The following is a 12,318-nucleotide window of genomic DNA, read 5'->3' on the forward strand; positions in this document are numbered from 1 at the left end:
GATGAGTCAAGATCGAGCCCACGACGGGCGTACCGGCGATTCGTCGCTGCTGCGCAGGCTCAACCTGTCCGCGGCGCTCGGCGCGTTCCTCGCTGCGGAGTCGCTGACGTTGCGCGAGCTGCGCGCGGTCGTCGGCGTCTCGAGACCGACCGCCGAGGACCTGCTCGCCGAGCTGCTCGCCGAGGGCCGCGTCGAGGAGACCGCGCCGCCCCGCACCCCGTCGTCGACCCGCGCGGCCGGGCGACCGGCCCGCCACTTCCGCTTCCGCGCCGAGTCCGGGTACGTCGCCGGCCTCGACATCGGCGCACACAAGGCGCTGGCGGTGGTGACCGACCTGCGCGGCAACCTCCTCGCCACCGAGCGGATCGAGCTCGATCCGGACCTCGAGGCGGGCGCACGGATCCGGGCCGCGATCGAGGTCGCCCGGAGCAGCTGGGCGCGGGCGAAGGTCGGCGCGGCCGACATCAGCGGGATCGCGTGCGGGGTGACCGGTGCGCTGCGCGCCGCCGAGGGTGTGCACGACGTTCGCGAAGGGCCGGTCGGGTCGGCGCTGGCGCCGTACTCGCTGCCGGGATTCACCGAGATCGACGTGGCCGGGGAGTTGTCGGCCGGGCTGGGGAAGCCGGTCGCGGTGGCGAACGACGTCAAGCTCGCCGCGCTGGCCGAGCACTGGAAGGGTGCGGCGCGGGAGCACCGCGACATCGTCTACATGTTCGCCGGGCATCGCGCCGGTGCCGGCGTGCTGATCGACGGTCAGGTCCACCAGGGCCGGCACGGCGCAGCGGGCGAGATCGGTGTCTTCCCGGCGCTCGGCTGGGCTCCGGCGATGGAGCGCCTGCACGCCCGAGGCGCTGCGCTGGCAGCGGCCGAGGCCGCGAGTCACGAACTCTCGCACGGCCGCAGCCAAGCGGGGCCGGCCGGCGCGGGGCGCAAGGAAGCGACGGGCCTGCGACCGGACGGCGCGGGGCGCGAGGGTGAGCTGGTGATCGCGTCGGCGGCGCGGCAGGACCCGGAGAGCCTGGAAGTACTGATCGAGTTCGCCGAGGTGCTGGCCCGCGGCGCGGCGGTGCTCGCGCTGGCGGTCGACCCCGAGGTGATCGTGCTCGGCGGCGGCATGTCGCGCGGCGGGGCGATCATCGCCGAGCCGTTCCGGCGCGAGCTGGCCAAGCTGACCCTGGTCCCGATCGACGTCGTCAGCTCGACGATGGGCGCGGACTCGGTCGCCCTCGGAGCGGCCCGGATGGCGCTCGACACGGTGGTCGCGGAGCTGTTGGCGGTGCCGGGGTCTTGACCGGGCCGGGTCGGGCGATGAAAGATCGGATCTCTGAATAGGCAACCTGATTGCCCTAATCCTTCAGCAATTCTTCCGCCCAGCTGGAAGTGAGAGATCACCGATGGCCCTGCGACTCTCCCGCACCATCCTGCTCGTCCTCGCCCTCCTCGCCACCCTCCTGACCGCCCTCGTCTCCGGGACCCCCACCGCGCGGGCGGAGGTGGAGAACCCGCGCCAGCAGTGGCTGCGCGACTCCACCGCCGGCCTGTTCCTGCACTGGGGCATGTTCACCGCGCCGCGCCACACCGACTGTGCCGCATGGGAGCGCGACGTCACCGCCGGTGGCTGGAACGCCGACTACTGGGTCGACGAGGCGCTCAAGCTGCACGCGTCGTACATCGTGCTCGCGACCTTCCACAGCCGGCTGGGGTACGCCCGGCCGTGGCCGTCGAAGATCCCCGGTAGTTGCTCCACGCAACGAGACTTCCTCGGTGAACTGGTTGCCGCGGGCAAGGCCAAGGGCGTTCATGTGCTGCTGTACATGACCGACGACCCGCAGTGGCACAACGAGGTGCCCGGCGTCGAGACGCTCGACTCGGCCGCGTACTCGGCGTACAAGGGTCAGCAGGTCGACCTGACCACGCGGCAAGGGTTCGGGATGTACAGCTACGACCTGTTCCACGAGGTCATGGACGACTACCCCGACCTGTCCGGGTTCTGGATCGACAACGACAACGAATACTGGGAACAGCACGGACTGTACGAACAGATCCGGCAGCAACGGCCCTCGTGGTTGCTCAGCAACAACAACGAGGACACGCCGATCATGGACACGGTCAGCAACGAGCAGAAGACCGGCATGACGCCGGCGTACGACTATCCGCAGGCGACGTTCACGCCGATGCCGCGGCTGACCGAGGCCGACTACAAACTGCCGACGAGCGGCCAATGGTGGTACGACGGGAGCGACAGCAAGGTGGACTACGGCCTCAGCGTCGGCCGGTACGTCGCGAACGCGGGCTCGTCGATCAAGTCGCTGATGGCCGAGACCGCCATGGTCAACGGGAAGTTCCCGCCGCAGCAGGTCGCCTTCAACAACTTCATGGCGGAGTGGCTGCCACCGATCGCCTCCTCGCTCGAGAAGACGCAAGGCGGCGGGTACATGTACGGCGGGATGCAGCCCGGGTTCTGGAACGACGGGGCGCACGGCGTGATCACGCTGGCCGGCGACACGCAGTACGTCCACGTGCTGACGAAGCCGGTGTCGCAGGACCTGATCAGGCTGCGTGACAACGGTTATCGGGTGACCGCCGTGTCGGATGTCCGGACGGGCAAGCAGTTCCGCTTCAACCAGTCCGGCGGCTATCTGAGCATCCTCGGCGTCACCTCGTGGGACACGTACGACACCGTCTTCAAGGTGACCACGGCAGGCCAGTCCGGCATCTACCCGCAGTCGAGGCTCACGGCAACCGCCTCGTCTGCTGCTGAGGGCCACCCCGCCTCGAACTTGGTGGACGGAACCTATCCCCAGTACTGGGATGCCGACGGGCAGTTGCCTGTCTCGATGACGCTCGACCTCCAGCGTCCGCGGTTGGCGACGTACCTGGCGGTCAACCAGACCGAGTGGTCCCCCACCCACGCCAGAGAGTCCTTCGGTCGCCCCGAGGACTCGGCCCGGATCAAGGACTACAAGGTGTCGGTCAGCGTCGACGGACGGCACTGGAAGCAGGTCAGCGCCGCTGCCATGCCGAGCCGGCGAGGCGTCCAGTTCATTGACATCGGCAACCAAGTCACGCGCTACATCAAGCTGGATGTGCTCAACACGTGGGCGGGAGCGCAGTCTCCGACGTACTTCGGCAAGCTGAAGATCGACGAGATCCGCGTCGGGTACGCGTACCCGCAGGCTCTTCACAACCCGGTCCCGCTGGAGGCCGAGTCGGTGCGAGGAACGCACGTACGGCCGTGCGCAGCTTGTTCCGGATCTGCTGCTGTGGTGGGCGGAGCGACGTACCAGAACGTCCAGGCCCCGGCCGACGGCTCCTACAAACTGGAGCTCTACGGAACGCCGGTCAAAGGCCGCACCTACCAAGTGCGAGTCAACGGTGCCGGCCCGACGCAAGCGACCCTCGACCCCGGCAACCCGGAGGTGCCGACGAGCATCGCGATTCCGGTGCAGCTCAAGGCCGGCGCCAACGTTGTACAGATCACGGGTGATTCGCCCCTCGACCGCATCACAGTCGGCCCGCTCCCACCCGCGTCGTACGTCCCGAAGACCACGATGACAGTGCAGCCCTCCGGCATCGTGTGGGTCGGCCCGGGTCAGCAATCGGTCACAGTCTCGGCAAACCTCCGCCTGGACGAAGACGCGGTGGACAACGTCAAACTCTCCCCCACGGCCCCACCCGGCTGGACCGTCACCGGCGCACCGGTCACGGCCTCGCGCCTACGCCTGGGCCAAGTCATCTCCGGCACCTGGACCCTGACCGGCTCAACAGCGGCGCAGGCCCCGATCGACGTCACGTTCGACACCGTTGGCCTTCCCCACAAAATCTCGAAGACCGTCCCGATCCAGATCCGTCCCGTCGACCGCGTCTTCACGCGCGAAGCCGAAAGCTCCCTGAACCAGATCGGCTCGGCCGGCATCACCAGTTGCTCGGGCTGCTCCGGCGCCCAGAAGGTCCGCAACCTGGGCGGCTCCGACGACGCCCACGTCATCTTCCCCGACGTGACAGTCCCCACCGAAGGCGACTACACGCTCTACCTCGACTACACAGTCAACGGCACCAAGTCGTACTTCGTCTCCGTCAACAACGGCTCCCCCGCCGAGGTCTCGGTCACCGACGTAGGCAACTCCACGGTCCGCACAACCCAACTCCCCATCCACCTCACCGCGGGCGCCAACACGATCCGCATCTACAACCCCACCGACTCCGCCCCGGACCTCGACCGAATCTCCATCGGCTGACAAACCGTCCTTGAGCACCCACCAACCAGAAAGTCCGCGGACGAACGGTTGGTGGGTGCTCAAGGTGCGCTCGAGGCGTGCGTTACGCGGCGTTCTCCGCGGCGGCGCGGAGCTGGGCTACCTCTTGGCCTTTGACGGTTTCGGGGTAGCGGGCGAGCATCTCGCGGAGTTCGGTTGCGGCGACGTTGGCGCCGAAGGATTCGGTGCCGGGCTCGAGGCGCTTGCCCTCGGCAAGCGACCCGGCGAGGACGGGATCGAAACCGAGCGCGTCGACCAGCTGTGCGACCTCAGCCGCGTCGGCCGGCTCGCCCGCGATGGCGATCGCCTTGCGGTCCGCCGCACCTGCAGGGCGAGAGCCCTCGTCGAGGTCGTGGTAGCCCATGTGGTTGAAAGCCTTGACCACGCGCGACCCGGGCAGGAAGTCCTGGACGAGCTCCGACGACGACGTCCGCGGATCGGTCAGGTCGTCGCGGATGCCGTCGACCTCCCACCAGTAGTTCATCGCGTCGATGACGAGCTTTCCGCGCAGCGCGTCGACCGGGATGGTCTGATACTTCCCGAGCGGCAGCGCCAGGATCACCACGTCGGCCTCCGCCGCCGCCTCGGCAGCGGTCGTGGCCACGGCCCCCGGCGTGACGACCTCCACGATCAGCGCGATCTTGGACACCTCACCCGATCCCGCGATCAGCACGCGATACCCAGCGGCGATCGCGAGCCGGGCAAGGACGGTCCCGACCTTGCCGGCTCCCAGGATCCCGATCGTCATCACTTGGACTGCGCGAGCATGTCGCGCACCAGCGGGATCACCTTCGTGCCATACAGCTCAACGGCCTTCAACCGAGCGCTCACCGGCAACGGACCGCCCGAATAGATCAGGTCGAACCGCGAAACCCCGAGGGTCCCGACAGCATCGGCGATCCGGCGGGCGACGGTCTCCGGCGACCCGACGTACATTGATCCGTGCAGTACTTCGGACTCGAACTCGTCGCGCTTCAACGGCGGCCAGCCGCGCAGCGCGCCGATCCGGTCCCGCATCACCTTGTACGGCGCGTAGAAGATCTCCTTCGCCTGCTCGTCGGTCTCCGCGACGAACCCCGGCGAGTGCATCCCGACCGGATGCGCGACGGTCCCGAACTGCTCCGCCGCCCGCTTGTACAGATCCAGGTACGGCGCGAACCGGTCCGGCGCCCCACCGATGATCGCGAGCATCAGCGGCAATCCGTAGTACGCCGTACGGACGACGGACTGCGGCGATCCGCCGACCCCGACCCAGGTGTGCAGCCGGCCGGACTCGGTCTTCGGATAGACGTCCGCGTTGTCGAGCGCGGCTCGAACCGTCCCCTCCCAGGTGACCGGCTTCTCGTCGAGCAGCTGCACGAACAACTGCAGCTTCTCCTCGAACAGCTTGTCGTAGTCGGCCAGGTCGTAGCCGAACAGCGGGAACGACTCCGTGAACGACCCGCGCCCGAGGATCACCTCGGCCCGCCCGTTCGACAGCGCGTCGACGGTGGAGAACCGCTGGAACACCCGCACCGGGTCGTCGGAGCTCAACACGGTGACACCGGAGCCGAGCTTCAGGTTCGAGGTCTTGGTCGCGATACCGGCCAGCACCGTCTCCGGCGAAGAGATCGAGTACTCCGGCCGGTGGTGCTCACCGAGTGCGATCGCGTTGACGCCGATCTGGTCGGCCAGGACCGCCTCCTCGACCACCTGCCGGATCGCCGCCGCATCCGTCACCGGGGCGCCGGTGTCGTCCACGGGGATGTCCCCGAACGTGTCCAAACCGAAATCCAGCGTGGCCAACTCGGCCATCTGCCCACTCTCCTGTCCGCTCACCCGAGAATTCTAGGTTGACACGTCAACACCAGACCAGGGGGTGTTCATTCCCAGAAGAGTCAGACCCAGTGCCGGAGCTTGTCCGGGTTCAGCACGATCCAGACCGCGGCCACCTTCGCGCCGGTCACCTTCAGGCTCACGACGGCGATGACCCGGCCGGCGCCACGCAGTACGACGCCCGGCTGGCCGTTGACCGCCTCGACGGTGAGCGCCATCTCCGGATGGACGCCGAGCACCGCCGACACGCACTCCGCGACCTGCGCGATCCCCCGCACCGGTCCCGGTGCGGTGAACACCTGCCCGCCGCCGTCGCTGACCGCGGTCACCTCAGGCGCTAGCAGGCTCCGGATCGCGGCCGCACTGCCGGCCCGGCAGGCCATGGCGAACCGGTGTACGACGGCATGATCGCCCCGCTTGAACACATCTCCTCCAGCTCAAGCGACAGCGGTGATCTTCGCCGGGTTCATCATCCACAGCACCTCGTCGATGCCCTCGTCCGAGGCGATCACCGTGCACACCGCGAACACCGCGCCGTCGCGCTCGAGCATCGCGACCGCGCGGCCGTTCGCCCGGCCGAACTCCACGGTGACGCCGACCCAGAAATGCGAGTGGAACGCCCGGTGGTACTTCGCCACCCGCTCCCGCCCGACGACCGGGAACTTCGACGCGCGCGCCGCCCCGCCGCCGTCGGAGTAGCTGATCGCGTCCTTGGCCAGCAACTGCTCAAGCACCGCGAGATCACCCGACCGCGCCGCCTCGACGAAGGCCGACAGCAACTTCTTCTGCTGGCTCCCGCTGACTTCGGTACGGCGTTCCGCGCGGATCCGCTTGCGCGCCCGGCTGACCAGCTGCCGGACCGCCGGCTCGGTCGACTGCAGCATCGTGGCCAGCTCGTCGTACGGATAGTCGAACGCCTCGCGCAGGATGTACGCCGCCCGCTCGGTCGGTGACAGCCGCTCGAGCACGAGGAGGACCGCGAAGCTCAAGGCCTCCCCGCGCTCGGCACCCAGGAACGGATCGGCGCTCGTGTCGACCGGCTCCGGCAGCCACGGCCCGATGTACGTCTCCCGCCGGGCGCGCGCCGACTGGCTCGCGTTGATCGCGAGCCTGGTCACCGCCGTCGACAGGTACGCCACCGGGCTCTGGACCGTACTGCGGTCCGCGGCCTGCCAGCGCAGCCACACCTCCTGGACCAGGTCCTCGGCCTCGGTGTGGCTGCCCAGCATGCGGTACGCGATCCCCATCAGGCGGGGCCGCACCTCGTTGAAGACCGCTACCGCGTCGTCGAGCTCGGTCGGCTGATCCGCCATCGGTACCTCTCTTTTCTTTCGTCAGCTCGAGGATAGGGTCGAGCCGGCGCCGGGTTCCTCGTCGCCCTCCAGCACCGCGATGGCGTCGTGCAGGCTGTGCAGCTCGACAGCCTCCTCCTGCGCCTCGACCGGGTCGAGCAGCCAGTCCGCCGGCGACCCCAGGTCGTCCTCGTCCGGGGTGTTCGCCGCGTTCAGCTCGATGTCGGCGTCGACCTCGACCTCGAGCGACCGCAGGTAGCGCTCATCCGCATCGCCGAGGCTCATCGTCATCGACCCGCCTGAGCGGCGTACCACTCGTCGTAGTGCAGCTCGCCGAGGGTGGCCGGGCCGATCGGGACCAGGCTGCGCTCCTTCAGCTCGGAGCCGAAGTACCGGGCGTGTGGGTCGGAGACGACCTCACGGTTGTCGCCGCGCTGCGCGAGCGCCTTCCGGAAGAACTCGTCCATCCGGTACTCGTCCGGACCGGCGATGTCGATCCGCGCGTTCAGCGGCTCACCCACCGCGACCCGCGCGAGGTTCTTCGCCACGTCCTCGCCGGCGATCGGCGCCCAGGCGACCGGCGCGATGTGCACCTTGCCGTCGTCGCGGGTGCCCTCGTCCGCGGTCGGCCCGACGAACTCGAAGAACTGCGTCGAGTGCACGAGCGAGTACGGCAGACCGGAGGCCTTGATCAGCTCCTCCTGGGCGATCTTCGCGGCGAAGTACGCGTTCTCGGGCATCCGCTCGGTGCCGACGATCGAGATCCCGACGTGGTGCCGGACCCCGGCCGCGTCCTCGGCCTGCAGGACGTTGCCGGTCGAGGTCTTGAAGAACTCCATCACCGGCCCGGCCTCGAACGACGGAGAGTTGGCCACGTCGATCACGACGTCGGTGCCCTTGAGCACCTCGGCCAGGCCTTCCCCGGTGATGGTGTTGACACCGGTGCTCGGCGCGGCCGGCACCGCCTCGTGGCCGTGCTCGGTGAGCTTCGCCACCAGCTTCGTGCCGATCAGTCCGGTGCCGCCGATGATGACGATCTTCATCGCAGATCCCCTTCGGTTGTCTGTCCGTGTCTTTGCGCTGTCATCAGGTAAGACAGGGCACCCACCGGGCTTGTGACAGTCACACCTGAGGCTTGTGTCCTGTCTCACTGGTTGACGATGCCTGCCGAGGTCTGACGAAGGGACACACCGTGCCGAATGCCACGGTCCGGATCCGCGTGCGGATGACCGCACGGCCGATCGACGAGCCGAACCGGGTCTCCAGCCAGCTGGAACTGCTGTTCGACCTGACGTTCGTGGTCGCGGTCGCCGCGGTCACCGAGCAGTTCGCGCGGACGATCGCGGCCGGTCACGGCGGCGACGGCGTGCTGCCGTTCCTGCAGGTGTTCTTCGCGATCTGGTGGGCCTGGATGAACTTCACCTGGTTCGCCTCGTCGTACGACACCGACGACGTGACGTACCGGATCCTGACCATGGTGCAGATGGCCGGAGTGCTGCTGCTCGCGGCGGGCGTCCCGGCGGCCGCGGACCACGGCGACTACGTGATGGTCACGACCGGCTACCTGGTCATGCGGCTCGGGCTGATCTCGCTCTGGCTTCGGGCGGGCATCGAGGAGCGGGACTCACGCCGTACTGCGTTCCGCTACGCGTTCGGCATCGGGGCATTGCAGGTGGGCTGGTTCGGGCGGCTGTATCTGGCCGACACTGGCGCGTCCGACACCGTGCTGCTCATCGCATTCATCGTCCTCGCGATCCTCGAGCTGTCGGTGCCGCTCTGGGCGGAGCGACCGCGGGCGACGCACTGGCACCCCCACCACATCGCCGAACGGTACGGGTTGTTCACGATCATCCTGCTCGGCGAGGCGGTCCTGGCCTCGTCGAACGCAGTACGGCGTGCTGTCGAGGAAACCGAGGTCAGTGCCGAGCTGATCGCGGTCGCCGCGTGCGGTCTGGTGATCCTGTTCGCCTTGTGGTGGCTGTACTTCCTGCGCCCGGCTGGTCCGCGGCTCGAGGAACGCCGGGATCGCTCGTACCGCTGGGGCTACGGCCACTACGGCATCTTCGCGTCGCTCGCCGCGCTCGGCGCCGGCCTCGAGGTCGTCGTCGAGCAGACCAGCCACGACCTGCACATCTCCCCGACCGCAGCGAGCTACTCCGTCGCCGTGCCGGCCGCCTGCTTCGTCGCGCTCCTGTGGGGCGTGCACCGGATCATCTCCGAGCCGTCCCGTGTCCACCTCGGTACGTCGTTCGCCGGCGTCGTGGTCCTGCTGCTCCTGCCACTCGCGACCCCGCAGGTCGGCTCGGTGGCCGACCTCGCCCTCATCGCCGCCACCTGTGTCGCGCTGGTCGCCGTCGCCTCCTGGGACGAGAGCGTCAAACAGTCAGGCCAGACAGCGTCTAGAGGGTCTTCAGTGTCTTCAGCGTCGACCGAATGACGTCGACGATCGGTTCGCCGTCCGGGTCGGAGATCCATCGCTCGAACGACACCCGGAACACCGCGACCCCGGTCTCGGCCGCGAGCGGGGCGACGTCGGCCGCCACGCCGCGCTCGAGCAGGCCCTTGGTGAGCGCGGACGTCAGCGCGGCCATCTTGATCAGCTCACGCTCGCGCAGCTCGGGGGTCGCGTTGATGAGGTCCTGACGGCGGCGTGAGTACTCCCGGGGGATGTCGTCGAAGAACTCGGCCGACGCCAGGACGGCGACCGCGACCGCCTCCATCGGCCCCGCGTCCGCCGGAGCATCGGCCAGCGCCTTTACCATCGACTGTTCGAGAAGCTCGGATCCGGCGAACAACACCTCGCGCTTGTCCGTGAAGTGCCGGAAGAACGTGCGCGCGGTGACACCGGCCCGGTCGGCGATGTCGGCGACGGTCGTGCCGTCGAACCCGCGCTCGGCGTACAGCGCCATCGCCGCCTCACGCAGCCGCCCGGCGGCATCCGGTTCCCACCGTCCCATGGGTCGATCCTAGCTGATGTCATTGACTGACATCAGAACGTGTAGCATTGTGATGTCAGTCAATGACATCACTTGGAGGGATCTCCCATGCGCGTGTTCATCACCGGAGCTTCCGGGCACGTCGGTTCGGCCGTCGTCCCGGAACTCCTGCACAACGGCCATTCGGTTCTCGGTCTCGCCCGCTCCGACGAGTCGGCGAAGCGCCTGACCAGCTGGGGCGCCGAGGTGGTTCGCGGTGACCTCGACGACCTCGATCGCCTGCAGGCGGCGGCTGCCGCGGCGGACGGCGTCGTGCACCTCGCGTTCCGCCACGACGCCATGCAGGCGGGCGATCTGGCCGCCGCTGCCGCGTCCGACCTCGCCGCACTACAGGCGATCGGCGACGCTCTCGCCGGCACCGACAAGCCCCTGGTCAGTACGTCGGGCACCGGCATGCTCGCCGGCATCGTCAAGGACCGGACCGGGACCGAGGACGACTTCGATCCGTCCGGCGGGTACCGGATCGACGCGGAGAACTTCGTCGTCGAGCTCGCGGCCAAGGGCGTCCGTTCGTCGATCGTCCGGCTACCGCAGATCACCCACAGCCGGCTCGATCACCACGGCTTCGCGCCCTCGTTGATCGCGTTCGCCCGCCAGAACGGCTTCTCGGCGTACGTCGGTGACGGGGCCAACCGCTGGCCGTCCGTGCACACGCTCGATGCCGCAACGCTCTACCGGCTGGCCCTCGAGTCGGCACCGGCGGGCAGCCGCTTGCACGCCGTCCAGGACGAGGGCATCGAGTTCCGCACGATTGCGGAGGCCATCGGGACGGGGCTCGATCTTCCGGCCCGCTCGGTGACGGCGGAGGACGCACCGCAGTACCTCGGTTTCCTCGCCCACTTCGCGACCATGGACACACCGACGTCCTCGGCCCGGACGCGCGAGCTGCTCGGCTGGCAGCCCACGCACCCGGACCTCCTCGCGGACCTGGCGGAGGGGTTCTACTTCGAGGCCTAGAACTGCTCAGACCTTGAGCACTGGCGCGATCGTCTTCGACCGGGAGCCTTCGTACGCCGCGAGCAGGATGCCGAGGACGGCGATCCCTTCCTCCTCGGTGTGCAGCGGACGGGTCTTGCCGAGCAGGGAGTCGGCGAAGTGGCCGATCTCGGCGACGAACGTGTCGACCGGTTCGAAGTCGAACGTCTCGGTCTCGCCGGACCGCAGGCGGTAGGACAGCGTCGTACCGTCACTGGTCAGTGAGCCGAGCTCGCCGACGGCGGAGAACCGCTCGGTGGAGGCGGCCGGCTCGTATGCCCAGCTGGTCACCAGCTGACCGACGACTCCGTTGTCGAACTTGATCAGGACCTGCGCGGAGTCCTCGCCCTCCATGAACTTCAACCGGTGCGTGGAGAGCATGGCGGTCGCCTCGACCGGCAGCCCGCCGGCGAGGTGCAGCATCAGATAGGTGGGGTGGTACCCGGTGTCAATGAGCTCGCCGCCGCCACTCGTCTTGCTGCTCGCCCGCCAGCCCATCGAACTCGGGTCGAAGTCGTTGTAGAAGCTGTCGGTCGTCCGTACTTCGTAGACCGTGCCGATCGTCCCGGCCTCGAGCAACTCCTTGGCCTTCGCCACCGCCGGCATGAACAACTGGTTGTGCGCGCACATCAGAGTCACGCCGTTCTTCACAACCGCCTTGCGCACATCGGCTGCTTCCTCGGCCGACAGACACAGCGGCTTCTCGCACAGGATGTGCTTGCCGGCCTCGGCGGCCGCGACGATCGCGTCCCGGTGCAAGTGGTGCGGCAGACAGATGTCGACCGCGTCGAGTTCCTCGCTGGCAAGCATCTCCCGATAGTCCGTGTGAGGCGTTGCCCTGAGCTCCTCGCCGCGCTTCTGCGCCGTCTCCTCGACCGCGTCCGCGACCGCCGTCACGCCGATCTTGTCGGCGTGCTGCCGGTAACCCTTGATGTGCGCCGAGGCGATCCCGCCAGCCCCGATCAGTCCGACCTTGAGCATGAC

At 68.5% G+C, this 12,318-nt stretch carries 12 protein-coding genes; 4 read left to right on the forward strand and 8 right to left on the reverse strand.

Annotated features, from left to right (window positions below):
• Position 1: 1 nt before the first annotated feature.
• Together AB0J62_RS15145 and AB0J62_RS15150 are read left to right on the forward strand one after the other, a co-directional pair.
• The gene (locus AB0J62_RS15145; RefSeq protein WP_363869786.1) at positions 2-1,291 is read left to right on the forward strand and encodes an ROK family protein; all 1,290 of its coding nucleotides are present in this window, start codon (positions 2-4) and stop codon (positions 1,289-1,291) included.
• Positions 1,292-1,394: 103 nt separating this feature from the next.
• Entirely contained in the window at positions 1,395-4,238 is a 2,844-nt protein-coding gene (locus AB0J62_RS15150; RefSeq protein ID WP_363869789.1) for an alpha-L-fucosidase, read from the forward strand.
• An 82-nt stretch (positions 4,239-4,320) separates the two neighbouring features.
• On the opposite strand, the gene AB0J62_RS15155 is transcribed toward AB0J62_RS15150, so the two are convergent.
• Genes AB0J62_RS15155 through AB0J62_RS15180 form a run of 6 tightly spaced genes read right to left on the reverse strand, consistent with a single transcriptional unit; the run spans position 4,321 to position 8,406 of the window.
• The gene (locus AB0J62_RS15155; RefSeq protein WP_363869792.1) at positions 4,321-5,004 is read right to left on the reverse strand and encodes an NAD(P)-binding domain-containing protein; all 684 of its coding nucleotides are present in this window, start codon (positions 5,002-5,004) and stop codon (positions 4,321-4,323) included.
• A complete protein-coding gene (locus AB0J62_RS15160) occupies positions 5,004-6,074 on the reverse strand; it encodes an LLM class flavin-dependent oxidoreductase (RefSeq protein ID WP_363869795.1) in 1,071 nt (356 codons plus the stop codon). The genes AB0J62_RS15155 and AB0J62_RS15160 overlap by 1 nt, the downstream gene beginning before the upstream one ends.
• A gap of 59 nt (positions 6,075-6,133) precedes the next feature.
• Positions 6,134-6,496 (reverse strand): hypothetical protein, encoded by a 363-nt coding sequence (locus AB0J62_RS15165; RefSeq protein WP_363869798.1) that lies wholly within the window; start codon positions 6,494-6,496, stop codon positions 6,134-6,136.
• Positions 6,497-6,508: 12 nt separating this feature from the next.
• Positions 6,509-7,384, reverse strand: coding sequence for an RNA polymerase sigma-70 factor (locus AB0J62_RS15170; protein ID WP_363869801.1), 876 nt, complete (start codon positions 7,382-7,384; stop codon positions 6,509-6,511).
• Positions 7,385-7,405: 21 nt separating this feature from the next.
• The gene (locus AB0J62_RS15175) at positions 7,406-7,654 is read right to left on the reverse strand and encodes a hypothetical protein (RefSeq protein ID WP_363869804.1); all 249 of its coding nucleotides are present in this window, start codon (positions 7,652-7,654) and stop codon (positions 7,406-7,408) included.
• Positions 7,651-8,406, reverse strand: coding sequence for an SDR family oxidoreductase (locus tag AB0J62_RS15180; protein ID WP_363869807.1), 756 nt, complete (start codon positions 8,404-8,406; stop codon positions 7,651-7,653). Before AB0J62_RS15180 ends, AB0J62_RS15175 begins: the two co-directional genes overlap by 4 nt.
• A gap of 149 nt (positions 8,407-8,555) precedes the next feature.
• Here AB0J62_RS15180 and AB0J62_RS15185 point away from each other — a divergent pair, with 149 nt between their 5' ends.
• Entirely contained in the window at positions 8,556-9,800 is a 1,245-nt protein-coding gene (locus tag AB0J62_RS15185; RefSeq protein WP_363869810.1) for a low temperature requirement protein A, read from the forward strand.
• On the opposite strand, the gene AB0J62_RS15190 is transcribed toward AB0J62_RS15185, so the two are convergent.
• Complete coding sequence (locus tag AB0J62_RS15190; protein WP_363869813.1) at positions 9,763-10,320, reverse strand: TetR family transcriptional regulator; 558 nt, start codon at positions 10,318-10,320, stop codon at positions 9,763-9,765. The genes AB0J62_RS15185 and AB0J62_RS15190 overlap by 38 nt on opposite strands.
• 87 nt (positions 10,321-10,407) lie before the next feature.
• Here AB0J62_RS15190 and AB0J62_RS15195 point away from each other — a divergent pair, with 87 nt between their 5' ends.
• The gene (locus AB0J62_RS15195; RefSeq protein WP_363869816.1) at positions 10,408-11,316 is read left to right on the forward strand and encodes an SDR family oxidoreductase; all 909 of its coding nucleotides are present in this window, start codon (positions 10,408-10,410) and stop codon (positions 11,314-11,316) included.
• Between the two features lie 6 nt (positions 11,317-11,322).
• Here AB0J62_RS15195 and AB0J62_RS15200 read toward each other — a convergent pair whose 3' ends face one another.
• Positions 11,323-12,315, reverse strand: coding sequence for a Gfo/Idh/MocA family oxidoreductase (locus AB0J62_RS15200; protein ID WP_363869819.1), 993 nt, complete (start codon positions 12,313-12,315; stop codon positions 11,323-11,325).
• Positions 12,316-12,318: the final 3 nt, after the last annotated feature.

The organism is Kribbella sp. NPDC049584, assembly GCF_040675555.1.
Classification (GTDB): Bacteria; Actinomycetota; Actinomycetes; order Propionibacteriales; family Kribbellaceae; genus Kribbella.